Here is a 24015-nt window from a genome sequence, read left to right as displayed (position 1 = left end):
GTGGGCTTTTTTCATATCTTGAAATCAATACTGAAAGAGGAAAATTTTATGACAACTAAAGGTTATTTTGGACAATTTGGTGGTAGTTTTGTACCGGAGCCGATTCAGGCTTTGTTGGATGAGTTGGAAGTGACATTTGACAAATACAAGGATGATCCAGAATTTTTGGCAGAATTTCGCCATTACTTGAAGGATTATTCAGGTCGCGAAACACCGCTCTATTTTGCAGAAAGTTTGACAGAGCACCTAGGTGGAGCTAAGATTTATCTCAAACGTGAAGACCTTAACCACCTTGGTTCTCACAAGCTCAACAATGTTTTAGGACAAATTCTTTTGGCCAAACGTATGGGCAAAAAACGAGTAATCGCAGAAACAGGAGCTGGTCAGCACGGTGTTGCGACAGCAGCGGCTGCAGCCAAGTTTGGTATGGCCTGTGATGTCTACATGGGGGCAGAGGATGTGGAGCGTCAACGTCTCAATGTTTTCCGTATGGAGATGATGGGAGCAACTGTTCACGCAGTTGAAACAGGGACTCGTACCCTCAAAGATGCTGTTGATGCAGCCTTTGGAGCATGGATGAATGACCTTGAAGCCTTCTATGTTCTGGGATCTGCTGTAGGTCCTCACCCTTATCCTACAATTGTCCACGAGTTCCAAAAGGTCATCAGTGAAGAATCTCGCCGTCAAATCTTAGAAAAAGAAGGACGCTTACCAGACTACGTTATTGCTTGTGTAGGTGGTGGTTCCAATGCCATCGGTGCTTTTTCACAGTATGTGGCTGATGAAGGAGTCAAATTGGTTGGGGTTGAAGCTGCTGGGCACGGACTTGATACAGACAAGCACGCAGCTACTATGACAAAAGGTAGTATCGGAATTGTCGACGGCATGAAGACCTATGCAGTCTTTAAGGAAGACGGAGAGCTGGCTCCAGTTTACTCTATCTCAGCTGGATTGGACTATCCAGGGGTTGGCCCAGAACACGCCTACTTCAAAGATTCAGGTCGCGTGGAATATGTGGCTGCGACAGACGAAGAAGCTGTTCAGGCTCTCCTCCTTCTCAGCAAGACAGAAGGAATTATCCCAGCGATTGAAAGTTCGCATGCTATCGCAGAAGCAGTTAAACGTGCACCGAAACTAAGTAAAGACGACATTATCATCATCAATGTCTCTGGTCGTGGAGACAAGGACGTAGCTGCGATTGCAGACTACCTAGAAGCTAAAAAATAAAAGATGGAAAAATTACAGTCTTTTCTCTCACAGAGAGCTTGTGGTTGCTGGAAACAAGCAGAGAAAACTGTAAGGTTGGGTCCATCTGAAACAAGAGAAAAAAACATAATTCTCAAGGGAGTGCCCTTTATCGCACAGCCTGTTACAGGAAATATCTGAGACAGGAATGAGAGATAGGAGAAATCCTATAATTGAGGTGGCACCGCGAATTTCGTCCTCACGCAAGTTATTTTGCGTGGGGATTTTTCATACAGTCGCCACGGACTAGAAGTAGAACTGAAAGGGAAATTACAATGGAACGAATCATTCATGGAGATGTCTTATCACCAATCTTGGCTTATATGCGCTTAAAGGGGCAACACAAGGTTATCTTAGAGAGTATTCCGAGAGACAAGGAAACCGCTCGTTTTTCTATCTTAGCCTATAATCCAGTTTTTGAGATTAAGTTTGAAAATGGAGTTCTTTATCAAAATGGTCAAGTGATTGATCGGGATCCCTTGGATTTCCTTTATCAAGTGACTCATAAGAGCCAGCACCATTCAGACCTACCTTTTGGTGGGGGAGCCATTGGTTTTGTTGGTTACGATATGATTTCGCTTTATGAAGAAATTGGTCAAATTCCTCAAGATACAATTGGAACACCAGACATGCATTTCTTCGTCTATGAGAGTTACATGGTCTTTGACCACAAGAAGGAAAAAATCCATGTCATCGAGGATGCTCTCTATAGTGAGCGTAGTCAAGAAGACTTGGAAGAAGCATTGAACCAAGTGCTTGAGGAATTACGCATTCCTGCTCAAAATGAATTTGAAGACTTGGATCTATCTCCGTTAGACTTCAACCCCCATATTGCTCCTCAGAAGTTTGAGGAAATGGTGGAAACAGCTCGTGACTTGATTCGAAATGGTGACATGTTCCAATGCGTGCTCAGTCAGCGCTTCTCAGCAGAAGTGACTGGAAATCCATTTGACTTCTACAGAAATCTCCGCGTGACTAATCCTTCTAATTACCTTTATTTCTATGACTTTGGGGATTATCAAATCATCGGAGCTAGTCCAGAAAGTTTGGTTTCTGTCAAAAATGGTATCGTGACAACCAATCCAATTGCAGGGACACGACCAAGAGGAGCTACGGATGAAGAAGACAAGGCTTTGGCGACAGACCTGCTTTCGGATGAGAAGGAAACAGCAGAGCATCGGATGTTAGTAGACTTGGGTCGTAATGATATTGGCCGCATCTCTGAAACGGCCAGTGTCCAAGTCACCAAGTATATGGAAGTGGAGCTCTTCCGTTATGTCATGCATTTGACCAGTGTGGTCAAGGGGCGTTTGCTTCCAGAACTTACTGCCATGGATGCCTTGAAAGCAACACTTCCTGCTGGAACAGTTTCAGGAGCACCAAAGATTCGAGCAATGAGACGCATCTATGAACTGGAAACAGAAAAACGTGGCGTATACGCAGGAGCAATCGGCTACTTGTCTGCGACGGGTGATATGGATTTCGCCATTGCCATCCGAACCATGATTCTCAAAAATCAAACAGCCTATGTGCAGGCTGGGGCAGGGATTGTCTACGATTCTATCGCCCAAAACGAATACCAAGAAACCATTAACAAGGCTAAATCTATGACTAGAATTGGAGAACTAAGACCATGATTTTATTGATTGACAACTATGATTCTTTTACCTATAACTTGGCCCAATACATTGGGAATTTTGCAGAAGTACAGGTCTTGAGAAATGATGATCCCAAGCTGTATGAAGAAGCTGAAAAAGCAGATGGTCTGGTCTTTTCTCCTGGTCCTGGTTGGCCAGTTGATGCTGGTAAGATGGAAGACATGATTCGTGATTTTGCAGGTAAGAAGCCGATTTTAGGGATTTGTTTGGGTCACCAAGCCATTGCAGAAGTCTTTGGTGGTAAGTTAGGTTTGGCTCCAAAAGTCATGCATGGGAAACAGAGCAATATCAGCTTTGAAGCGCCATCTGTTTTGTATCAAGGCATCGAGGATGGCCGTGAAGTCATGCGTTACCACAGTATTTTGATTGAAGAAATGCCAGAAGAATTTGAAGTGACAGCTCGTTCTACTGATGACCAAGCCATCATGGGGATTCAACACAAAAACCTACCGATTTATGGCTTTCAGTACCATCCAGAGAGTATCGGAACGCCAGATGGCTTGTCTTCTATTCGGAATTTTATCGAGAAGGTTGTAAAGTGAGGAAACTAGGATGAAAGAGATTATTGAAAAACTAGCAAAATTTGAAAATTTATCAGGTGTGGAAATGACGGATGTCATTGAGCGTATCGTAACTGGGCGTGTAACGGAAGCGCAAATTGCTTCTCTCCTTTTGGCTCTTAAGATGAAGGGGGAAACACCGGAAGAACGCACAGCCATTGCCCAAGTCATGAGAGGGCATGCCCAACATATTCCAACTGAGATTCATGATGCCATGGACAACTGTGGTACAGGTGGAGACAAGTCTTTTAGCTTTAACATTTCGACAACTGCAGCCTTTGTCTTGGCTGGTGGCGGTGTTCACATGGCCAAGCACGGTAACCGCTCGATTTCTTCTAAATCTGGTTCTGCAGATGTCCTCGAAGCCTTGGGCATCAATCTTGATCTCAAACCAGCTGAACTAGGCAAGGTCTTTGATAAAACTGGAATCGTCTTTCTCTTTGCTAAAAATATGCACCCAGCTATGAAATACATCATGCCAGCTCGTTTGGAACTAGGAATTCCAACGATTATGAACTTGACTGGTCCCCTGATTCACCCAATGGCTTTGGAAACACAGCTTCTTGGAATTAGTCGTCCAGAACTTCTAGAAAGTACAGCTCAGGTATTGAAAAATATGGGTCGCAAACGTGCCATCGTTGTTGCTGGGCCAGAAGGATTGGATGAAGCTGGTTTGAATGGAACAACCAATATTGCTCTTCTGGAAAATGGCGAAATCACCTTGTCAAGCTTTACTCCAGAAGATCTGGGGATGGAGCGCTACGCTATCGAAGATATCCGTGGTGGCAATGCTCAGGAAAATGCAGAAATTTTGCTCAGCGTTCTTAAAAATGAACCAAGTCCATTCTTGGAAACGACAGTTCTGAATGCAGGTCTTGGTTTCTATGCTAATGGTAAGGTAGCTAGTATCAAGGATGGAGTTGCCTTGGCTCGTCAAGTGATTGCTAGTGGCAAGGCCCTTGAAAAACTCAGACTGTTACAGGAGTACCAAAAATGAGTCAGGAATTTTTAGCACGAATTTTGGAGCAGAAGGCGCGTGAGGTTGAGCAGATGGAGCTGGAGGAAATCCAGCCCCTGCGCCAGACCTATCGCTTGGCTGAATTTTTGAAGAATTACCAGGACCGTTTACAGATAATCGCTGAGGTCAAGAAAGCTAGCCCTAGTCTGGGAGATATCAATCTCGATGTGGATATTGTGCAACAGGCCCAGACTTATGAAGCGAATGGTGCAGTGATGATTTCTGTTTTGACAGATGAAGTTTTCTTTAAAGGGCATTTGGATTATCTGCAAGAAATTTCAAGTCAGGTAGAGATTCCGACGCTGAACAAGGACTTTATCATCGATGAAAAGCAAATCATCCGTGCTCGCAATGCCGGTGCGACAGTCATCTTGCTCATTGTGGCTGCCTTGTCAGAAGAACGCCTCAAGGAACTGTACGACTACGCGACAGAGCTTGGTCTGGAAGTCTTGGTGGAGACTCACAATCTAGCTGAACTTGAAGTGGCTCACAGACTTGGTGCGGAGATTATTGGGGTCAATAACCGCAACTTGACCACCTTTGAAGTCGATTTACAGACCAGTGTAGACTTGGCCCAGCACTTTAAGGAAGGTCGCTATTACATTTCTGAATCTGCTATTTTCACAGGGCAGGATGCAAAACGAGTAGCACCGTTCTTTAATGGAATTTTGGTTGGGACAGCTCTCATGCAGGCAGAAGATGTGGCTCAAAGAATCAAGGAGTTGCAGATTGACAAAGGTTAAGATTTGTGGACTATCTACCAAAGAAGCGGTGGAAACAGCCGTTTCAGCAGGAGCAGACTACATCGGTTTTGTCTTCGCACCTAGTAAAAGACAGGTGACCTTGGATCAGGCTACTGAGCTGGCAAAGCCCATTCCTGCTAATGTTAAGAAGGTTGGCGTATTTGTTTCACCAAGTCGGGCAGAATTGCTAGAAGCGATTGAAAAAGTTGGCTTGGACTTGGTTCAAGTTCACAGTCAGGTGGCAGATGATTTGTTTGAGGATTTGCCTTGTGCCAGCATTCAGGCTGTACAGGTGGATGGAAATGGGCATGTGCCTAATTCTCAGGCAGATTATCTACTCTTTGATGCCCCTGTGGCAGGGAGTGGCCAGACCTTTGACTGGGGGCAACTGGATACGACGGAATTAGCTCAGCCCTTCTTTATCGCAGGTGGCCTTAAGGAAGACAATGTAGCACAAGCAATTCAACACTTTACTCCCTATGCAGTAGATGTATCAAGCGGAGTGGAGACAAATGGACAAAAAGATCAGGAAAAGATTAGAAGATTTATAGAGAGGGCAAAGAATGGCATATCAAGAACCAAATAAAGATGGATTTTACGGAAAATTCGGCGGACGTTTCGTCCCAGAAACATTGATGACAGCAGTTTTGGAGTTGGAGAAAGCCTACCGTGAAAGTCAGGCAGACCCAAGTTTCCAAGAGGAATTGAACCAGCTCTTACGTCAGTACGTAGGTCGTGAAACTCCTCTTTACTACGCAAAAAACTTGACCCAGCATATTGGCGGAGCCAAGATTTATCTCAAACGTGAAGACCTTAACCATACAGGGGCCCACAAGATTAACAATGCCTTGGGACAAGTTCTTCTGGCTAAACGCATGGGCAAAAAGAAAATTATCGCTGAAACAGGTGCTGGTCAGCACGGTGTGGCAACTGCAACTGCTGCAGCCCTCTTTAACATGGAATGTACTATCTACATGGGTGAGGAAGATGTCAAACGCCAAGCCCTCAATGTGTTCCGTATGGAGCTTTTGGGAGCTAAGGTTGAGGCAGTGACAGACGGTTCGCGCGTGCTCAAGGATGCGGTCAATGCAGCCCTTCGTTCATGGGTAGCTAATATTGATGATACCCACTATATCCTTGGTTCTGCCTTGGGGCCTCATCCATTCCCAGAAATCGTTCGTGACTTCCAAAGTGTTATTGGTCGAGAAGCTAAACAACAGTACCGTGACTTGACAGGTAAAAATCTACCAGATGCCTTAGTAGCCTGTGTTGGTGGTGGTTCTAATGCCATCGGTCTCTTCCATCCATTTGTAGAAGATGAATCAGTAGCTATGTATGGAGCTGAAGCAGCAGGACTTGGTGTGGATACAGAGCATCACGCAGCTACCTTGACCAAGGGTCGTCCGGGTGTCCTTCACGGTTCCCTCATGGATGTGCTCCAAGATGCCCATGGTCAAATTCTTGAAGCCTTCTCGATCTCAGCAGGTTTGGACTATCCTGGTATCGGTCCAGAGCATTCTCACTACCACGATATCAAACGTGCCAGCTATGTTCCTGTGACTGACGAAGAAGCCTTGGAAGGATTCCAACTCTTGTCTCGTGTGGAAGGAATTATCCCAGCCTTAGAATCTAGTCATGCTATCGCCTTTGCGGTGAAATTGGCCAAAGAACTTGGACCAGACAAATCCATGATTGTCTGTCTATCAGGTCGTGGGGACAAGGATGTGGTTCAAGTCAAAGACCGCTTGGAAGCAGATGCAGCAAAGAAGGGAGAAGCTCATGCCTAAGACACTAACAGAAAAATTGAATGCTATAAAAGCAACTGGAAAAGGAATTTTCGTTCCTTATATCATGGCTGGTGACCACGAAAAAGGTTTGGACGGTCTTGCTGAAACAATTCACTTTTTAGAAGATTTGGGTGTCTCTGCCATTGAAGTGGGCATTCCCTTTTCAGACCCTGTTGCAGATGGACCTGTTATCGAAGAAGCTGGCTTGCGCAGTTTAGCCCATGGGACTTCTACCCAGGCTTTGGTTGAAACCTTGAAAACCATTGAAACAGAGGTTCCACTGGTCATTATGACCTACTTCAACCCCCTCTTTCAGTACGGTGTGGAGAACTTTGTCAAAAATTTGGCTGATACAGCGGTTAAGGGCTTGATTATTCCAGACCTGCCTCATGAGCATGCCAACTTTGTAGAGCCTTTTTTGGTAGACACAGACATTGCTTTGATTCCTTTAGTAAGCTTGACCACAGGGATTGAGCGTCAGAAAGAGTTGATTAAAGGGGCAGAAGGCTTTGTTTACGCCGTTGCTATCAATGGAGTGACAGGGAAATCAGGCAATTACCGTGCAGACTTGGACAAGCACTTGGCACAATTGCATCAAGTGACCGACATCCCAGTTTTAACAGGTTTTGGTGTATCTAGTCAAGCCGATGTAGAACGCTTCAATGCGGTGTCAGATGGTGTTATCGTTGGTTCGAAAATCGTAAAAGCTCTCCATGAAGGAGAGCCGATTCAGGACTTTATCAAACAAGCAGTAGCTTACCAAAAATAATCACACAAGCAGCGAGTAAGAGGAAAGGCACAAAAGGAAGTCTTTCCTTTTTCTTTTGCAGGAGAAAGGCTAGGATGCCCGTCGCAGAAGCAAACTGAATCAAGATGAGTAATTCTGTTGCGCTAAAGACGAGAGCGCAAGAAGCTAAAAAGAGAAAATCCCCTGCGCCCATGCGAATATCGATAAAATGAGCTAACATTCCAAGGATAAGGAAGAAAATCATGACCAGATCCCAGCCAGAGGAAACCATGAGGATTAGGTGGAAAGTCATCCAGACCAGTAAGGGATATTCCTGATGGTGAAAGTCGTAGATGCCCAAGGTCAAACCAGCAGTGATTAGGATGACTTGTCCCAAGGAAAGCAATTCCCAAGACCAAGTCAGAAAGAGGAGTCCTAAACCTAGTTCAAAGAGGGCATACCAGACAGGATAGCGAGCTTTGCAGTAGCGACAGCGAAAGCGATTGAAGACCTGTGAGAGAATCGGAATCAAATCTAAGGGACGCAAGCGAGTCTGACAGGAATCGCAGTGACTAGCAGGTTGGATAATGGATTGCTCAGGAAAACGGTCAATGACCAAACCAAGAAAGGAAGCGAGAATGCTTCCGACAAGAAAAAAATAAATATCAATCATACTTATCTATTCGTAAAAAATAGGAGAAGTAGTATAATAAAGAAAAATTGATAAGATGGTGAGGAAATAGATGACAATTCGTTTTGAAGAAAATGTGAGCCCAGAAAATGCTCAGTTCGTATGCCAATGGTCCAACTCCCTAGGCAAATCATTTCAAGAACAATGGATGGGACCAATGATTCCTTTCCCCTTGACAATTCAAGTTTTTCAAGATTTGGAAGGAATCTTTTCTATCTTTGATGGACAAGAGTTTGTGGGGCTAATACAAAAAATCAGGCTAGAAGACAGTAATCTTCATATTGGAAGATTTTTTATCAATCCTCAGAAACAGGGGCAAGGCTTAGGTAGTCAGGCTTTAAGGAAATTTGTTAGTTTGGCATTTGAAAATGGAAACATAGGTAGTATTTCTTTAAATGTCCTCGAAGCAAATCAAGCAGCCCAGCACCTTTACCAAAAAGAAGGATTTGAAATCGTTCAAATAGTTGAAGCACCTGTACGAAAATACATCATGAAAAAGAGGAGATAGAAGCAAACAGCCTTGAAATCAATCTTGACTGCGATGATGAACCTGAATCAGCCCCTCAAAAGGACTGTATATGAATGAACGTTACCAGTGTTTAAAAACTAAAGAATATCAGGCACTTTTATCTTCCAAGGGTAGATAAATTTTCGCTAAACGTAAGATTGATATGAAATCTATCTTTGGGCAGATAAAGATTTGTTTGGGTTATAAGAGATGTCATCTGAGAGGTAAGCGCCAAGTGAGAATTGACATGGGATTCGTACTCATGGTCAACAACCTGCTGAAATATAATAAGAGAAAGAGGCGAAATTAAAAAGCTAGAGTTCCGCAATTGGAAATCTCTAGCTTTTTGTTTTCTGAGAATCATATTGACTCAGACTCTTTTTACTAATGTTACTAAAAAGATAAAGTAACTTTTAACCTTATTTATCGTCGCCACTCAACATATTTTTGATACCTTCTACAGCACCTTCTACAGCGTCTTTGGCATCTTCAGCAACTTCTTTTACTTTAGAAACAACTTTTCAGCTGTTCCTTCTTTTTACATTTTTTCATCACCGATGGCTTTTCCAACACCTTCTTTAATAGAACCTTTAGCTTGATTTAATTTTTCTTCTACTGACATGATAATTTTTCCTGTTATATTTATTTTATCTTAGTTTACACGAGTTTTTTCGTGAGATACTACACCAGTTGCTGCACCTTTAACAGCTTCTACACCTTCGCTAACTTTTTCTTGAACAGTTGAGAAACCAGATTTAGCTTTTTCGAATTGTTCTGAAGCGAATTCTCCTGTTGATTCAGCAACGTCAGATACGCGATCTTGAAGGCTTACTGAGTCTGCTTCATGTTGTTCTTTAGTTTTGATGTCGACAACGTTTACGTTGATTTCAACAACTTCCAAGTCAGTCATTTTAGCAACTTCTGAAGATACGATTTCTCTGATTTCTGAATATAAAGCTGGAACATTTTTTTGGTACTCAGCAATAATGTTTAAGTCAACTGCAACTTGTGTTTTACCAACTTCTACGTTAACACCACTTGTTACGTCATCGCTGTTAACGATTTTTTCTTTAAGATTTGAGAAGAAACCACCGTCGATTCCCAAAAGACCTGAAACGTTTTCTAGTGACAGACCAATGATTTTTTGGATAACTTTATCTTCGTAAGTAAGTTCTCCTTTGATTTCGTGAGCTACAGCAGTAGCATCTTTCTTTTCTACGTTAGTGTTTGTGTTTTTTTCGTTTGACATATGAAACTCCTTTAATTAAATTAGTAATTTTTATTTATCTATATAGTTTTTTTCGATATATAATCCAGCTGCAACTCCCAGTGCTCCTAAAATCAATACAAATATTGTTTTGAAGAAGCCAAAGGAGATAATCAAACAAGCGAGAAATACGCCTATGAGACCAGCGATAATTGGATATCGATATTGTTTAAGCCATTCCATTTTTACTTCCTTACTTCACACGACTAACAGTCTTTTTGTTTTGAGGTTTTGGTTTAGGCTGGTAGTCTTTTACTAGAACTTCTAGTTTAACCTGACGCTCAATACCAAAAAACTGCTTCAATCCATTAGTTATTTCATTTTGAATTAGTTGGCATCTGTCAGCGATGTTGTCCGAAGGAAGAATTTTCCCTTCTACATGAACGAAACATTTATTTTTTCGTAAATTTACATGAACAGTTGGGTCCTTGATCAATCCATGATCACTCACCAAACTTCTAACAAAACCTTCGATTGCAGAATTCTTTAATTTTAATGTATCGTTTTTAGTTTCAAGTTGAATTTCCAAATAACGTTTAGGATAAAACAACACAACTAACATCGATAACAAAACTAAAGTTGATAGAGCCACTATCCCCCAGAATATATATCTAGAGAGATAAAATTCAACGATATGATTCTGTCTCCAGCTAAATAGCTGAATGCCTAGATCACTAACTTGATGATAATCTATCAAAACAGGAAGGAAAATTGTCAAGATTAAAATACAGAAAATAATTAAAAATATTTTCTTTGTTTTTGACATATACAATCCTTTCGATTTAACATTAAACTATTTTTAACCGTCTAATCTATTTAAAAATAGTTTATTCTACAAGTAATTATTTTTTACCTGTAAAGAATGATACTACAGTAACAACAATTGCTGCTCCTGCAATAGATGGGATCAAAGCCATTCCAGCGATGGATGGGCCCAACTACCTAAAAGGGATTGTCCTACAGATGACCCGACTAAACCAGCGAATACATTTGCGACGATTCCCATAGAACTACCTTTTTTAGTGATTCTACCTGCTACAAGTCCAATAAGACCTCCAGCAATGATTGACCACAATATTGCTTACCCTCCTTTTCTATTTTAATATTAAAAAATAAATCAATTACTTTGATTATCGCTATTATATAATTTTAATATAAAAAAATCAATTATTTTGGTTATTATATAATTTTAATATAAAAAAAATCAAATTCTTTGATTGTTGCTATTATATAAATTTTTAAAAATAAAAATATAATCTTTCGACTTGAATTTGATCCTGTATTCACGCCCTCAATAGACGGTAAAATAAGAAAATTGTTTATATATTGCCTCCGTAGTGTTATTATACGAAATAAAGGATTTTAGTAAAAGTCGTTATATCATGCTATACCTATTCTTTGTGGTATAATTGCAAGAGGTGAAATCCGATAATTTATAAAAAGAGAAAGACATTCATGAGAGATTTATTATCTAAAAAGTCATAGGCAATTAGAATTATTATTTGAACATAAACGATGGTTTCATCGTTCTGAACTAGCAGAGTTATTAAATTGTACAGAACATGCAGTCAAAGATGATCTATCCCATGTTAAATCTGCTTTTCCTGACTTGATTTTTCATTCTTCGACTAATGGTATACGCATTATTAATACCGATGATAGTGATATTGAAATGGTTTACCATCGTTTCTTTAAGCATTCAACTCATTTTTCGATTTTAGAATTTATCTTCTTTAATGAAGGTTGTCAAGCTGAGAGAATTTGTAAAGAATTTTATATCAGTTCATCTTCGCTCTATCGTATTATTAGCCAAATCAATAAAGTGATTAAAAGGCAATTTCAATTTGAAATCAGTCTGACCCCTGTTCAAATCATTGGAAATGAGAGAGACATTCGTTACTTTTTTTTCACAATATTTTTCAGAAAAATATTATTTTCTAGAATGGCCATTTGAAAATTTTTCATCAGAGCCCCTATCTCAATTGTTAGAATTGGTTTATAAGGAAACAAGCTTTCCAATGAATTTGTCAACGCATAGAATGCTAAAGTTGCTCCTGGTTATGAGTAATTTTGATCAGTATCATGCAAAATCAGTAGCGGAAACACTTTCTTATTATTGCAGCAACAATTTTGAACTTGAAGTTTGGACTGAATTAGAATTATCAAAGGAATCTTTAGAAGAATCGCCTTATGATATCATCATTTCTAATTTTATTATTCCTCCGATTGAGAATAAGAGACTGATATATTCAAATAATATAAACAAGGTATCACTCATATCTTTGTTAAATGCCATGATGTTTATTCGATTAGATGAGTAACCAAAAATAACAAAAAAACGCTATTTCGCGTTTGAACTGTACCTAAAAAGTTAGACAGAAAAAATCTAATTTTTGGGGTGTTTTTGTTAAGAAAAGACCTTCAATCATTTAAGCAAAATGTACATCTAGATTCATAGCCCTCTAAATCTCTTGCTTTTTTTGTAGAAGATACGAAAAAAGCCTTGATTCCAAGGTTTTTCCTGTTTTATGTAGATGTCTACACATGAAAATTGAAGTATTTTCAAAAGATAATTGGAGTGATTTTATTCATGATAGGAAAAAGAATCTGGACAAAAATGATTGAGAAATAGTTGCTTAAAAAGCGTTTGCATGATACTATATATTGAAAGGAGGTGATAAGATGGTAGAACAAAGAAAATCAATTACCATGAAAGATGTTGCTTTAGAAGCAGGAGTTAGTGTTGGAACTGTTTCACGTGTAATTAATAAAGAAAAAGGTATTAAAGAAGTAACTTTAAGGAAAGTTCAAAGGGCTATAAAAACATTGGACTATATCCCTGATAATTATGCTCGAGGTATGAAAAAGAATAGAACAGAAACTATCGCTTTGATTATTCCGAGCATATGGCATCCATTTTTCTCGGAGTTTGCCTATCATGTTGAGAAAGAGTTATTAAAATATAATTATAAATTATTTATTTGTAACGCTGATAGCGATTCACAAAATGAAATCGAATATATCGAAATGTTGAAACAAAATAAAGTGGATGGAATTATTGGTATTACATATTCTGATATTGACAAATATATTTTATCTGATTTACCGTTTGTAAGTATAGATAGACATTTTTCGGAAAATGTATGCTATGTTACTTCAGCAAATTACAAAGGAGGGCAAACTGCAGCAGAGGAACTGGTTAGAAGGGATAATAAGCACCTTGCTTTTATTGGTTCAATTAATATGTATGAGAATGAGACTATACTCAGAAGTAAAGGATTCAGAGAAAAAGCTAAGGAATTAGGAGTAGATGTCTATAATTTTGAAATGAAAGAACCTTTAATAAATCCTGAAGATCAGATAAGAATTTTTTTGCAATCTCATAAAGAAATTGATGGTATATTTACAATAAATGATATGATGGCTCTGAGAGTTATTAGTGTTATGAAAGAACTGGGGAAAATAGCACCTGATGATTACCAGATAATTGGGTTTGATGGTTTAAAAACTTCTGTCGATCAATCTTATCTAGTGTCTACAATAGTTCAAGATATTGGTATGATGGCAAAAGAATCTGTTGCAATGATACTGAAAATGATTAAGCGAGAAGAGATTCTAGAAAAACGAATCGTAATTCCCACATATTTTTGGGGAGATAAAACAACAAAAAAAATTTAAACAGCACTTGACAAAAAATGAAAGCGCTGTTATAATATAAACTATAAATGAAACGTTTCAAAAACAAGTTGAAAAACTTGTTTAAAAATAAATGAAAAATGAAACGTTTCAAAAAGGAGGAAAAATATGCGTAAAGGTACAATGTTATCTGTTGTTGCGGGGCTATCGTTAGCTATACTTGCAGGTTGTAGTGGAGGAACTAACTCAAAACAAGCGAGTTCTTCAAATGATATTAAAGTCTGGGTACAATTCTCTGACGAAACCAATGAAGGAAAAGCTTGGCAAAAAGTTGTTGATAACTTTAATCAATCAGGAAAAAGTAAGTACAAGGTTGTAACTGAGTATATTCCTCGTAGTGGTAGTGGTGGAGGATATGAAGACAAGGTTAATGCTGCTATCACGACTAATAGTCTTCCAGATGTTATTACCCTTGATGGACCAAATACGGCAGCTTATGCAAAATCTAAAGTGATTACTCCGCTAGATGATTATCTAAAAGATAATAATATGGATGATGTTTTGGACAGTATTAAACAACAAGGAACTTATGATGGCAAATTCTATGCATTTGGATTTTCTGAATCGAATGTTGGTGTTTATTACAACAAAAAAATGTTCAAAGAGGCCGGAATTGCGGAATCAGAGCTTCCAACGCTAGAAAAGCCATGGACATGGGATGAATTTAATACGATTGCTAAAAAATTGAAAGATCATTATAACAAACCGGCAATTGATTTTCGTATTAATTCAAACGATGAAATGTTACCATATGCTTATATGCCGTTGATTTGGTCAAATAATGGTTCTGTCGTAAACGAAGATGGAATAAAGGCAGAAGGATACTTCAACTCAAAAGAGAGTGTAGAAGCAGTTCAATTCATTCAAAATCTTGTAAAAGAAGGTTACACAACTGTTAGTCCAGTCGAAAAAGGTTTTGAAACAGGAGAGTATCCAATGCTTTTGAGTGGTTCTTGGACGATTGCTGACATGAATACAAACTACAAAGATATTGATTTTGGTATCCTTCCTTACCCAGTATCTAGTAAGACGAAAAAATTAGTATCCCCTTCAGGTAGTTGGCAATTAGCTGTTACGACAAAATCTGATAAAAAAGAGGCAGCATCTGAATTTGTTAAATTTGCTACAAATACAGAATCAAGTGAAATTATTAGCTTGGGGAATTCGGTCCTTCCGATTCGTAAATCTACAATTGAAAATATCAAAGATAAAGTGACCGAACCAATGCGTTTCTTGATGGAACAAAATTCAAAAACAGCTCATGCTCGCCCAGTTGTCGTAGCATATCCTCAGGTTTCTCGAGCTTTTCAACAAGCAATGCAAGATATTAGCTATTATGAAGAAAATCCAAATGTGCAAAAAGTCTTGGATACTCGTACGAAAGAAATGCAAACTGCTATTGATCAGTCACTCAAATAATCTGTAAAAAGGAAGGAGGAAGGAAAATATTTGGAACTACCTTCCCCTTTCTTGTTAATAGCCTAGTTTGATATATATGATTAAAGGAGATGGATATGAGTAAAGAAACTGTTGTGGATACAAAAAGACGTGAAAAAATAAAGGATAACATACTAGGTTATAGTTTTTTAGCTCCAGCTTTAATTTTATTAGGTATCTTTTTAGTAATTCCAGTTGGAATGGTCATTTATTACGCTTTTACAGATTATTATTTGTTGACACCAGATGAAAGAAAATTTGTTGGACTTGAAAATTTTATTCGATTAATAAAGGATCCGATTTTCTTAAAGAGCTTCTTGAATACGTTGAAATTTGTTGTTTGGATTATTCCAGTTCAATTGGGAGCAGCCTTAGGAATGGCTTTGATTGTTAATAAAAAGCGCAAAGGGAATATGTTTTTTAAAGTGGCTTTTTTTGCTCCAGTTGTCATGTCCTTGGTAGTTATTTCTATTCTTTGGCTTTATCTTTTAAATCCAAATAGTGGCTTATTAAATGCTATTTTAAATAAGGTAGGTATTGCTTCTCAACCTTTCTTGACTAGTCCTAAACAAGCTATGTATGCAATTGTTTTTGTTTCTGCTTGGCAGGGTGCAGGTTATCAGATGCTTTTATTTTTAGGAGGAATGCAGAATATTCCACAAGATGTATATGAAGCTGCTGAATTGGATGGATTCTCAAAATGGGCTCAGTTTCGTTATATCACGATGCCCCTACTAAAACCAACAGCACTGTTTGTATTGTTAACAACTTTAATTTCTGCTTTTAAGCTGATTGTACAACCAATGGTTATGACGCAAGGTGGGCCATTAAACTCAACAATTACTATGGTGTACTATATTTATCAACAAGGTTTTACTGATCGTCTTGTAGGATATTCTAGCTCAATCGCTTTAGTATTTACAACGTTAATTGGTATGATTAGCTTAGTACAACGTCGCGTTCTGAAGGAGGATGACTAAGATGAAACGATTTAAACCAACAACAATCTTAGAATATATTCTGTTAACTTTATTGGCAGGACTCTTCCTTTTTCCTATGGTTTGGATGGTAGTTTCAGCTATGAAGCCAGAAGCGGATGTTTATAAAAATTTGACTAGTTGGCAAGCCTTCTTACCAAGTTTAAATCCCGCTGATTGGTTTAAACCTTATCAGGAAGTATTTGAGCGCTTTAGTATTTTTACATATCTAGGGAACAGCATTTTTTATGCTGGAACGTTTGCTATTGGTTCTATTATTGTCAATGCACTGGCCGGTTTCGCTTTTGCAAAAGTAAATTTTTCAGGTAAGAAAATTTTATTTGGTTTCTTACTTGCTTTACTTATTATTCCAGTAGAAACTGTGTTAATTCCACAATTTACCATTATCAATTCCTTAGGTTTGGTCAATAATCGTCTTGCAGTTATTATTCCAGGATTGGCGAGTGTATTTAATATTTACTTATTTAGGAATTTCTTTATTGCAATTCCAGAAGAGATTCTTGAGTCTGCAAAGATGGACGGAGCAAGTATCGTTAGAATTTTCTTTAGAATTATGCTTCCAATGTCTAAACCTGCAGTTGCTACAGTTGGTGTTTTATCATTTATTTCAAGCTGGAATGATTATATTTGGCCATTGATGGTTTTGACAGATTCTTCTAAATTTTCAATGCAGGTTGCAATTACAACTATTAATACAACTCAACCAGTTTATATCAATCAGGTAATGGCTGTATTAACTATTTCAACGATTCCGTTGATTTTGGTCTATGTAGTCGCTCAGAAATATATTGTTCAAGGTCTGGGTGGTTCCGGAACTGGAATAAAATAGGATATACTTATGATAAATAAAACATTTACAGTAGAAAAAGCCAATCGTTTTATAGCAGAAAATAAACATCTTGTAAATACTCAATATAAGCCTGAAGAACATTTTTCAGCTGAGATTGGTTGGATCAATGATCCAAATGGATTTGTCTATTTTCGTGGAGAATACCATCTCTTTTATCAATTCTATCCTTATGATAGTGTTTGGGGGCCTATGCACTGGGGTCATGCTAAAAGTAAGGACTTGGTGACTTGGGAGCACTTGCCGGTGGCACTTGCTCCTGATCAAGACTACGACCGCAATGGATGTTTCTCAGGTTCTGCCATTGTCAAGGATGATCGCCTCTGGCTCATGTATACTGGTCACATCGAAGAAGAAACCGGTGTCCGTCAAGTGCAAAATATGGCATTTTCAGACGACGGGATTCACTTTGAAAAGATTGAACAAAATCCAGTTGCAACTGGAGCAGACTTGCCAGATGAGTTAATTGCAGCTGATTTCCGTGATCCAAAACTCTTTGAAAAAGATGGACGCTATTACTCCGTAGTAGCTGCCAAACACAAGGATAATGTGGGCTGTATCGTTCTACTAGGGTCCGATAACCTAGTAGAATGGCGGTTCGAATCCATCTTTTTAAAAGGGGTAGAACACCAAGGCTTTATGTGGGAATGCCCAGATTACTTTGAGTTAGATGGGAAAGATTGCCTTATTATGTCACCCATGCGTTATCAGCGTGAGGGAGACTCATATCATAACATCAACTCATCGGTTTTGTTTACGGGTAAGGTAGATTGGGGAGAAAAACGTTTTATCCCAGAATCAGTTCAAGAAATTGATCATGGGCAAGACTTCTATGCGCCTCAAACATTGCTGGACGATCAAAATCGTCGTATCCTGATTGCTTGGATGCAGACATGGGGACGTACCCTTCCAACCCATGACCAAGAACACAAGTGGGCATGTGCCATGACTTTACCTAGAATTCTAAGATTGGAAGATGGCAAACTAAGACAATTCCCTGTTAAACAAGGCCAATATCAAATCCAAATAGATAAAGATTGTCATTACCGCTTAGGAAATGATACAGATTATCTTGAATTTGGTTATGACAGTAATGCGCAGCAAGTTTACATTGATCGTAGCCATCTTGTTCAAAAAATTCTAGGTGAAGAAGAGCAGGACACTAGTCGACGGTATGTAGATATTGAAGCTAAAGAATTGGAAGTTGTTCTAGATAAAAATTCCATCGAGATTTTTGTCAATCAAGGCGAAGCAAGCTTGACTGCAACTTATTACTTAACAGCGCCAGCTGAGCTATCACGAATTGATTAAAAATTAATACTCTTCGAAAATCAAATTCAAACCACGTCAGCGTCGCCTTACCGTACTCAAGTACAGCTCGCGGCTAGCTTCCTAGTTTGCTCTTTGATTTTCATTGAGTATAAGTTATTTCTCCTAAAGAAAAAGTTCTCTTTCTAGCAAAATGGAAAGAGAATTTTTTTCTAATTAAGCAGAGCAGATTTCTGTTTAAACAACTCAATTTTATCATTGCAGTAAGTGATTAAATCTTGAGCTTTTTCAAGTGTATAGCCTTTTTCAGATACAGATTTTACTTTCTTCTCATCAAAGTAGTAGCCTGTCAAGCCCCTGACTTCTTCTGATAATGTAAGATAGTAACCTGTTTCAATTCCCTCGTCTAGATTTTTGGAAAATGACTTCATCAAGCGTCCGAAGAGAGACTTTTTCGTCTTTTCATCACTGGAATCATTCCCTAAGTTGGTTGAAATCAAACCTGGATGATAGGCATTGATGGTGATGTTTGAACCTTTTAGAAAGAATTCTCTGGCTAGATATCGTGTCATCCAAATAGTGTAAAGTTTGGAGTTATTGTAGGCTAAACTAGGATTGTAGTTCGTCTCAAATCCAAAGTTCAAATCTTTGACCTTGGCAAAATGATGCATATAGGAAGAAGTATTAATGACACGGCCGTCAGCCGCTTTTTCTAACAAGGGACTTAGCTCAGTTGTTAAAATATAGGGAACCAGAACAGATAACATAAAGGTCAACTCGACATTTTCAGCACTCGCTTTTCGTTCTTTTCCAGCATACAGTCCGGCATTGTTAAACAAGACATCAATACTTTGAAAGTCTCGCTTGATTTCCTCTACAAATCGATAAATATCATCTAATTTAGAAAAATCTGCCAAGTAGCTAGAAACTCGGCCTCTCAAGGAAATTGCGCGAACCTCTTGAAGTGCCAGCTCAAGCTTCTGAGGATTTCGACCATGGAGGATGATATGATGGCCTTGGCTGGCCAATTTCTTTGCTAAATGTTTACCGATACCGTCAGTAGCACCTGTAATCAGAATTGTTTTGACCATATTAGTCCTCTAAGAAAGCTATTAGTTCTGTTGAAAATTCGTCTGCATATTGGAAGATCGAACCGTGACCAGCATTTGGATAGATAATCAGCTTGCTATCTTTTATTTTCTCATGCATATCGTAAGAATTTTCCGTTGGAACCTGCATATCCTTATCCCCGTTGACGATTAAGGTTGGTTGGGTGATAAATTTTAGGTCGTCTTGAGAATCTTTCCCCCAACGTTTAATAGCTTTGAGTTGAGTTAGGAATCCTGATAGGTTCATGTCTTTATCCGCAAATTCCTTTGTTCTCATCCCCATTCGTCCTAGGACTTTCAAAGCTTCAATTTTCCCTTGTTTATCATGATTATAGAAGATATAGCGTTTAGGATCGGTGCGCTCGAGTCCCGCTTTAAACATATAGTTAAAGGTTTTTCCTGTGACCTTATCGACCTCTTTTCCGCCTCGAGGCCCTGTTCCAGCCAAGATTAAACGATTGACTAGAGTAGGATTTATTCTGATGATTTCTTGGGCAATCATACCTCCCATAGAAAGGCCAAGAAGATTGATTTTATCGTAATCAAGCGCTTTTACAAATTCAATTGTCTGCTTAGCCATTCCAGGAATAGTTGGAGCAACTTTGCCCTGACTGGCTCCAACACCAGGAAGATCGACTATGATGACATGGTGTTTTTCAGCAATCAAGTCTAAGAGTTTAGGATCCCAGTTATCGAGAGTTGCTGCCAAATGGACCAGCATCAAAAGAGGTAGTTTTGATTTGCCTTTACTGAGTTCGCGATAGGCAATTTGATTTCCTTGGACAGTGATGTATTGATTTTTAGTTGTAATATATGACATTGTATTTTCCTTTTTATTTCTTAAAGCTGAGGACTGTTTTTCCACGTGAGCGACCATTAGCGATATTGTCTAAGGCGCTATTCACTTCTTCAAATGGATAGACTGTATCGATAGAGGGTTTGATTTCTAATTTACTAAAGAGGTCAGCTACCTCTTGTAATTGAGCGCCATTGCTTTCTACAAAGATAAAATGGTAGTGGACGCCATATTTTTCCGCCATCTTATCAAATTTGCGACCTGCTAGGCCTAGAATAATCTGTTTCCATTTTGGTAGATTCATGCGTTTGGCAAAGGCACCGTTTGGCATGGCACGAAGGGAAACAAGATGACCACCTTTTTTCATGATAGACATTTGTTTTTCAGTTTCAGCTCCACCGAGAGTATCGAGGACATAATCCACCTGGCTAACAGTTTTTGTATAATCCTCTGTTTTGTAATCGATAAATCTATCTGCTCCGAGGTTCAATACACGCTCAGCACTATCTCCAGCTCCATTGGTGATGACTTTCAATCCTTTGGCCTTGGCAATCGGAATGGCCATTCCACCAACTCCTCCAGTACCACCAGAAATAAAGATTGTTTTCCCAGCTTGAGCGCCCATGAGGTCAAGAGCCTGCATAATGGTCAAGGCAGTAAGAGGAATAGCAGCGGCTTCCTCGTCTGATAGATAGTCTGGAACCTTGGCTAAGGCTTGGCTATCAACAGCTACGTATTCTGCAAAGGCGCCGATCTGATCAAGTGGCAGACGGCCAAAGACACGATCTCCTACCTGAAAGTTGTTAACTTTCTTGCCAATGTTTTCAACGATTCCAACCACTTCGTTACCTGCAGTTTGAGGAAGTTTGTAAGGAACAATCATCTTGACCTCACCACGAGAGACCATGTTATCGAGAGGATTAACCCCGGCTGCGGATACTTTCACCAAGACTTGTTTGTCTGTAATACTTGGTTTAGCGATTTCTGTGATGTTCAGTGTGATATTGTTTTTGTTATAAGTAGTGTGTTGTGCGACTTTCATGTGTTTTCTCTTTTCTTTTTCTATATGATTTTATACCTGTATCTGATACAAGTATATGTTATTTCCAGTAAAAACTGACTTGTTATCAAATCAGTTTCGGACTTGTTTAGCTTGTTTATATAGATTGTCAATGACATCTTCTAAAGTTTGATTTGCTAATTCCTTTTCTAATTGAGATTCGGCACTAGCGAAAAGCGGTGAAACTGCTCCTTGGATATGTTTTCCAACAGGGCAATCAGGATTGCTATTTTGATGAACAGGGAATAAACTAATGTGATTGATTTCTTGAGTAGCATAGTAGATCTCTAGTAAAGTCATTTTCTTTGGAGACTTACTGAGTTGATAACCTGTTTTTCCTTGCTGGGAATGAATCAAATCTGCATTTTTCAATAAGGCAATCACTTTTCGAATGTAACTAGCGTTAGTCCCAACACTAATAGCTAGTGCTTGAGAACTTAAGGTTTCCTTGCTTTCACTAATCATTGTTAAGATATGCAAAGCAACTGAGAATTTTGTATCCATATGAATCCCTCTCTTAATAAACTTGTATCAGATACAAGAACAAGTATAACATAAATTAAAAGAAAAGCAAGTCTTTTGTTTTAAATTTTAAAAAATTTTGAGTGCAATCAGATTAGAGCTGTCTGGGAAGGGTGTTCATAAAATTATACCGTTGATATCCATTAGTTGACCAAAAGTAGAACAGATACACAAAAAAGCCTTGTAAATCAAGGCTTTTTCCTGTTGTATTTAGATGCCCCCTACAGGGATTTGGAAAGGACTTTCATATTGAGAGCAATTAAAAATATTGAAATATAAGTGATTTTAGGTATTTTCAATGTCATGATTTAAAAATGGGACAAAAGTGGGGCAAAAACCATACAGATTCTAAACTGTATGGTTCTTTTTTATCTAACCAAGAAAGGTTAAAACTTATTAAAACACATGCAATCAACTGTTGAAAACTTTTTAGTCCGTGTAATATAAAAACAAGTAAAAAGTTGAACTATAGGGAATATTGTGTCATAATAGGTAATAGATGAATAATTAATAGATTGGAAATAATGCTTTCTTACCTTAACAAGTTGAATTGGTTATACATTTTTTCGTCGCAATTGTGTCTATCTCTCGAGTTTAGCTAGTTTTTATAAGCTCTGGTTTCTAATCAATATAACAAATTTTAGAAGTGCATAAGACAAGATGGTGACATTACTACAGTCATTTCTAGTCACCATATGTTGCTGGCACAGGCTGTTTGTAGTGTTGGCTATTTACTAGTCAGTTTAATCGGAGTGTTTAATTTTTATTGTTGAAAGGTTTTTATATGGCGAAAATTCTATCTTTAGGTCTGACAGGTAAGAAATTACTTGCTCAGGGGTTCTTGTTTGTTCTGCTAGGTCTCATCTTGATGGTCACGGGGACTTGGTTGCCAGTAAAGGTTATTCGACTGGTTCTGTTTTTAGCTTGGATAGCAACGGTCTTAGATTTAGTATTACGTATTTTCAAAAAAAGTCAGTCAACGGACACCTTGGGAGTTGCACTGGTTAAATTGTTAGTGCTGGGATATTTGCTTGGCTCCAATCTTGCGACGGATGTGCCGATTTATATTTTGGCTCTTGTGATTGGAGTTTATCAGATTTTTCATGCTAGTATTAACCTTGTCACCTATGTTCTCTACCGCAAAAACAAAATTCGACCTCGTTTTCGTCTCTTACTAGATGGACTCGTACTAGTTTTTCTTGGTGGGACTAGTCTTTTGTCCTCTACAGGAAATTCTGTCTTTCAACTCTTTGTATTAGGGGCTTATTTTTTCCTTTATGGTGTGTCCAATATCCGTGATGGTTTCTTGTTTGAGGAGGAAATTGGGAAAAACCATCTCAAACGTCGTATTAGAATTAGCTTACCTATTGTCCTAGCCGCTCTCATCCCTGCAAGAACTTTAGCAAAAGTTAACAAATTTATGCTGGAAAATGCTGATGAGGAAGAAGATATCCATCTTGGAATAGTGAAGTCTGGTAAGACAGCGGAGCTTGAAATTTTTGTTCATACAGCTGAGACCTCTCTGTTTTCGGCAATTGGTCATGTGGATATCTGCTATCAAGGCCGTGTTATTTCTTATGGCAACTATGATCCGTCTTCTGAGACCTTATTTGGCATGGTAGGAGATGGTGTCTTATATTTCTGTGATCGTGACAAGTACATTGACCTATGTAAACGTGAGAGTCAAAAAACGCTTTTTGGTTATGGGATAGATTTGACGCCTGAAATGGAAAAAGCAGTTCAGAAAAAGTTGGCTGAATTGAAACAACTGACGATTCCATGGGAGCCAAGTGCAGATAAAATCATGACAGGTGATGGTAAGGAAGACTACACCTACGCTTATAAAATCAGACATGAGACAGATGGGGAACTTTATAAATTTATCAAATCTAAGTTTAAATCCTACTTTGTCTTATCTACAAACTGTGTGCTCTTGGCTGATACCATAGTCGGTCAGGCTGGCACCGATATCCTCTCACCCAAAGGATTTATCGCACCAGGAACTTACCAAGCCTACCTTAATCGAGAGTTTGAAAAACCAAATAGTATAGTCGTATCTAAACATGTTTATTAAGGA

The 24015-nt window shown here is 38.7% G+C and carries 23 protein-coding genes, 4 pseudogenes and 1 other annotated feature; of the genes and pseudogenes, 17 read left to right on the top strand and 10 right to left on the bottom strand.

Going from position 1 to position 24015, the window contains the following annotated elements:
* Window positions 1–48 precede the first annotated feature (48 nt).
* The 8 genes from trpB (JQ843_RS09315) (at window position 49) to trpA (ending at window position 7780) form a co-directional block, all read left to right on the top strand.
* Window positions 49–1227 (top strand): tryptophan synthase subunit beta, encoded by a 1179-nt coding sequence (gene trpB, locus JQ843_RS09315; protein WP_203213475.1) that lies wholly within the window; start codon window positions 49–51, stop codon window positions 1225–1227.
* Window positions 1224–1449: a binding site (T-box leader), on the top strand. It overlaps the preceding gene by 4 nt.
* 71 nt (window positions 1450–1520) lie before the next feature.
* Entirely contained in the window at window positions 1521–2882 is a 1362-nt protein-coding gene (trpE, locus tag JQ843_RS09310) for an anthranilate synthase component I (protein WP_203213474.1), read from the top strand.
* Window positions 2879–3445 carry an aminodeoxychorismate/anthranilate synthase component II gene (locus JQ843_RS09305; protein WP_042750574.1) on the top strand — a complete coding sequence of 189 codons (567 nt, stop codon included), beginning with the start codon at window positions 2879–2881 and terminating at the stop codon, window positions 3443–3445. The genes trpE and JQ843_RS09305 overlap by 4 nt, the downstream gene beginning before the upstream one ends.
* Before the next feature lie 10 nt (window positions 3446–3455).
* The gene (gene trpD, locus JQ843_RS09300) at window positions 3456–4460 is read left to right on the top strand and encodes an anthranilate phosphoribosyltransferase (protein ID WP_070483015.1); all 1005 of its coding nucleotides are present in this window, start codon (window positions 3456–3458) and stop codon (window positions 4458–4460) included.
* Complete coding sequence (gene trpC, locus JQ843_RS09295) at window positions 4457–5224, top strand: indole-3-glycerol phosphate synthase TrpC (RefSeq protein WP_203213473.1); 768 nt, start codon at window positions 4457–4459, stop codon at window positions 5222–5224. The genes trpD and trpC overlap by 4 nt, the downstream gene beginning before the upstream one ends.
* On the top strand, window positions 5211–5810 hold the full coding sequence (locus tag JQ843_RS09290) for a phosphoribosylanthranilate isomerase (RefSeq protein ID WP_203213472.1): 600 nt from the start codon (window positions 5211–5213) through the stop codon (window positions 5808–5810). Before trpC ends, JQ843_RS09290 begins: the two co-directional genes overlap by 14 nt.
* Window positions 5788–7011, top strand: coding sequence for a tryptophan synthase subunit beta (gene trpB / locus JQ843_RS09285; RefSeq protein ID WP_049488262.1), 1224 nt, complete (start codon window positions 5788–5790; stop codon window positions 7009–7011). Before JQ843_RS09290 ends, trpB (JQ843_RS09285) begins: the two co-directional genes overlap by 23 nt.
* Complete coding sequence (gene trpA / locus JQ843_RS09280; RefSeq protein WP_203213471.1) at window positions 7004–7780, top strand: tryptophan synthase subunit alpha; 777 nt, start codon at window positions 7004–7006, stop codon at window positions 7778–7780. Before trpB (JQ843_RS09285) ends, trpA begins: the two co-directional genes overlap by 8 nt.
* Here trpA and JQ843_RS09275 read toward each other — a convergent pair.
* Window positions 7752–8411 (bottom strand): prepilin peptidase, encoded by a 660-nt coding sequence (locus tag JQ843_RS09275; RefSeq protein WP_203213470.1) that lies wholly within the window; start codon window positions 8409–8411, stop codon window positions 7752–7754. The two genes, trpA and JQ843_RS09275, sit on opposite strands and share 29 nt — an antisense overlap.
* A gap of 70 nt (window positions 8412–8481) precedes the next feature.
* On the opposite strand from JQ843_RS09275, the gene JQ843_RS09270 reads away from it, so the two are divergent.
* Together JQ843_RS09270 and JQ843_RS10340 are read left to right on the top strand one after the other, a co-directional pair.
* Complete coding sequence (locus tag JQ843_RS09270) at window positions 8482–8937, top strand: GNAT family N-acetyltransferase (RefSeq protein ID WP_203213469.1); 456 nt, start codon at window positions 8482–8484, stop codon at window positions 8935–8937.
* 32 nt (window positions 8938–8969) lie between these two features.
* Window positions 8970–9247 (top strand): annotated as a pseudogene (locus JQ843_RS10340) (transposase); the annotation flags it as partial.
* A 109-nt stretch (window positions 9248–9356) separates the two neighbouring features.
* On the opposite strand, the pseudogene JQ843_RS09260 reads toward JQ843_RS10340, so the two are convergent.
* The 5 genes and pseudogenes from JQ843_RS09260 to JQ843_RS09240 form a co-directional block, all read right to left on the bottom strand.
* Window positions 9357–9559: pseudogene (locus JQ843_RS09260) on the bottom strand (CsbD family protein).
* Window positions 9560–9589: 30 nt separating this feature from the next.
* Complete coding sequence (locus tag JQ843_RS09255) at window positions 9590–10186, bottom strand: Asp23/Gls24 family envelope stress response protein (protein WP_203213468.1); 597 nt, start codon at window positions 10184–10186, stop codon at window positions 9590–9592.
* 30 nt (window positions 10187–10216) lie between these two features.
* A complete protein-coding gene (locus tag JQ843_RS09250) occupies window positions 10217–10387 on the bottom strand; it encodes a DUF2273 domain-containing protein (RefSeq protein ID WP_000455064.1) in 171 nt (56 codons plus the stop codon).
* Window positions 10388–10397: 10 nt separating this feature from the next.
* Entirely contained in the window at window positions 10398–10970 is a 573-nt protein-coding gene (amaP, locus tag JQ843_RS09245) for an alkaline shock response membrane anchor protein AmaP (protein ID WP_049546558.1), read from the bottom strand.
* Window positions 10971–11046: 76 nt separating this feature from the next.
* Window positions 11047–11282, bottom strand: a pseudogene (locus JQ843_RS09240) (GlsB/YeaQ/YmgE family stress response membrane protein).
* A gap of 377 nt (window positions 11283–11659) precedes the next feature.
* Here JQ843_RS09240 and JQ843_RS09230 point away from each other — a divergent pair.
* The 6 genes and pseudogenes from JQ843_RS09230 (at window position 11660) to JQ843_RS09205 (ending at window position 18493) form a co-directional block, all read left to right on the top strand.
* Window positions 11660–12525: pseudogene (locus JQ843_RS09230) on the top strand (helix-turn-helix domain-containing protein).
* 361 nt (window positions 12526–12886) lie between these two features.
* Window positions 12887–13882 carry a LacI family DNA-binding transcriptional regulator gene (locus JQ843_RS09225; RefSeq protein WP_000230210.1) on the top strand — a complete coding sequence of 332 codons (996 nt, stop codon included), beginning with the start codon at window positions 12887–12889 and terminating at the stop codon, window positions 13880–13882.
* A 126-nt stretch (window positions 13883–14008) separates the two neighbouring features.
* A complete protein-coding gene (locus JQ843_RS09220) occupies window positions 14009–15319 on the top strand; it encodes an ABC transporter substrate-binding protein (protein WP_203213467.1) in 1311 nt (436 codons plus the stop codon).
* Between the two features lie 95 nt (window positions 15320–15414).
* Window positions 15415–16317, top strand: a complete 903-nt coding sequence (locus JQ843_RS09215; RefSeq protein WP_000032530.1) for a carbohydrate ABC transporter permease — start codon at window positions 15415–15417, stop codon at window positions 16315–16317.
* Window position 16318: 1 nt separating this feature from the next.
* On the top strand, window positions 16319–17164 hold the full coding sequence (locus tag JQ843_RS09210) for a carbohydrate ABC transporter permease (RefSeq protein WP_000819520.1): 846 nt from the start codon (window positions 16319–16321) through the stop codon (window positions 17162–17164).
* 9 nt (window positions 17165–17173) lie between these two features.
* Complete coding sequence (locus tag JQ843_RS09205; RefSeq protein ID WP_203213466.1) at window positions 17174–18493, top strand: glycoside hydrolase family 32 protein; 1320 nt, start codon at window positions 17174–17176, stop codon at window positions 18491–18493.
* Window positions 18494–18663: 170 nt separating this feature from the next.
* Here the strand turns inward: JQ843_RS09205 and JQ843_RS09200 are convergent, their stop codons facing one another.
* From JQ843_RS09200 to JQ843_RS09185, 4 genes are all read right to left on the bottom strand, one after another.
* Window positions 18664–19542 (bottom strand): SDR family NAD(P)-dependent oxidoreductase, encoded by an 879-nt coding sequence (locus tag JQ843_RS09200; RefSeq protein ID WP_203213465.1) that lies wholly within the window; start codon window positions 19540–19542, stop codon window positions 18664–18666.
* A gap of 1 nt (window position 19543) precedes the next feature.
* On the bottom strand, window positions 19544–20380 hold the full coding sequence (locus JQ843_RS09195; RefSeq protein WP_084946827.1) for an alpha/beta fold hydrolase: 837 nt from the start codon (window positions 20378–20380) through the stop codon (window positions 19544–19546).
* A 13-nt stretch (window positions 20381–20393) separates the two neighbouring features.
* Window positions 20394–21398 carry an NADP-dependent oxidoreductase gene (locus tag JQ843_RS09190; RefSeq protein WP_203213464.1) on the bottom strand — a complete coding sequence of 335 codons (1005 nt, stop codon included), beginning with the start codon at window positions 21396–21398 and terminating at the stop codon, window positions 20394–20396.
* Window positions 21399–21488: 90 nt separating this feature from the next.
* Entirely contained in the window at window positions 21489–21920 is a 432-nt protein-coding gene (locus JQ843_RS09185) for an Rrf2 family transcriptional regulator (RefSeq protein ID WP_000379854.1), read from the bottom strand.
* A gap of 802 nt (window positions 21921–22722) precedes the next feature.
* On the opposite strand from JQ843_RS09185, the gene JQ843_RS09180 reads away from it, so the two are divergent.
* Entirely contained in the window at window positions 22723–24012 is a 1290-nt protein-coding gene (locus JQ843_RS09180; protein WP_004256070.1) for a hypothetical protein, read from the top strand.
* Window positions 24013–24015: the final 3 nt, after the last annotated feature.

It is taken from the genome of Streptococcus mitis, assembly GCF_905187495.1.
Taxonomy (GTDB): domain Bacteria; phylum Bacillota; class Bacilli; order Lactobacillales; family Streptococcaceae; genus Streptococcus; species Streptococcus mitis_CU.
The sequence above is the reverse complement of the archived record's forward strand: the minus strand, read 5'-3'. Positions and strand labels throughout refer to the sequence as shown.

Bases quoted from the DNA above. Each gene is read 5' to 3' on its own strand.
- trpB (WP_203213475.1), top strand. From the start codon at position 49: ATGACAACTAAAGGTTATTTTGGACAATTTGGTGGTAGTTTTGTACCG.
- trpE (WP_203213474.1), top strand. From the start codon at position 1,521: ATGGAACGAATCATTCATGGAGATGTCTTATCACCAATCTTGGCTTAT.
- JQ843_RS09305 (WP_042750574.1), top strand. From the start codon at position 2,879: ATGATTTTATTGATTGACAACTATGATTCTTTTACCTATAACTTGGCC.
- trpD (WP_070483015.1), top strand. From the start codon at position 3,456: ATGAAAGAGATTATTGAAAAACTAGCAAAATTTGAAAATTTATCAGGT.
- trpC (WP_203213473.1), top strand. From the start codon at position 4,457: ATGAGTCAGGAATTTTTAGCACGAATTTTGGAGCAGAAGGCGCGTGAG.
- trpB (WP_049488262.1), top strand. From the start codon at position 5,788: ATGGCATATCAAGAACCAAATAAAGATGGATTTTACGGAAAATTCGGC.
- trpA (WP_203213471.1), top strand. From the start codon at position 7,004: ATGCCTAAGACACTAACAGAAAAATTGAATGCTATAAAAGCAACTGGA.
- JQ843_RS09275 (WP_203213470.1), bottom strand. From the start codon at position 8,411: ATGATTGATATTTATTTTTTTCTTGTCGGAAGCATTCTCGCTTCCTTT.
- JQ843_RS09270 (WP_203213469.1), top strand. From the start codon at position 8,482: ATGACAATTCGTTTTGAAGAAAATGTGAGCCCAGAAAATGCTCAGTTC.
- JQ843_RS09255 (WP_203213468.1), bottom strand. From the start codon at position 10,186: ATGTCAAACGAAAAAAACACAAACACTAACGTAGAAAAGAAAGATGCT.
- JQ843_RS09250 (WP_000455064.1), bottom strand. From the start codon at position 10,387: ATGGAATGGCTTAAACAATATCGATATCCAATTATCGCTGGTCTCATA.
- amaP (WP_049546558.1), bottom strand. From the start codon at position 10,970: ATGTCAAAAACAAAGAAAATATTTTTAATTATTTTCTGTATTTTAATC.
- JQ843_RS09225 (WP_000230210.1), top strand. From the start codon at position 12,887: ATGGTAGAACAAAGAAAATCAATTACCATGAAAGATGTTGCTTTAGAA.
- JQ843_RS09220 (WP_203213467.1), top strand. From the start codon at position 14,009: ATGCGTAAAGGTACAATGTTATCTGTTGTTGCGGGGCTATCGTTAGCT.
- JQ843_RS09215 (WP_000032530.1), top strand. From the start codon at position 15,415: ATGAGTAAAGAAACTGTTGTGGATACAAAAAGACGTGAAAAAATAAAG.
- JQ843_RS09210 (WP_000819520.1), top strand. From the start codon at position 16,319: ATGAAACGATTTAAACCAACAACAATCTTAGAATATATTCTGTTAACT.
- JQ843_RS09205 (WP_203213466.1), top strand. From the start codon at position 17,174: ATGATAAATAAAACATTTACAGTAGAAAAAGCCAATCGTTTTATAGCA.
- JQ843_RS09200 (WP_203213465.1), bottom strand. From the start codon at position 19,542: ATGGTCAAAACAATTCTGATTACAGGTGCTACTGACGGTATCGGTAAA.
- JQ843_RS09195 (WP_084946827.1), bottom strand. From the start codon at position 20,380: ATGTCATATATTACAACTAAAAATCAATACATCACTGTCCAAGGAAAT.
- JQ843_RS09190 (WP_203213464.1), bottom strand. From the start codon at position 21,398: ATGAAAGTCGCACAACACACTACTTATAACAAAAACAATATCACACTG.
- JQ843_RS09185 (WP_000379854.1), bottom strand. From the start codon at position 21,920: ATGGATACAAAATTCTCAGTTGCTTTGCATATCTTAACAATGATTAGT.
- JQ843_RS09180 (WP_004256070.1), top strand. From the start codon at position 22,723: ATGGCGAAAATTCTATCTTTAGGTCTGACAGGTAAGAAATTACTTGCT.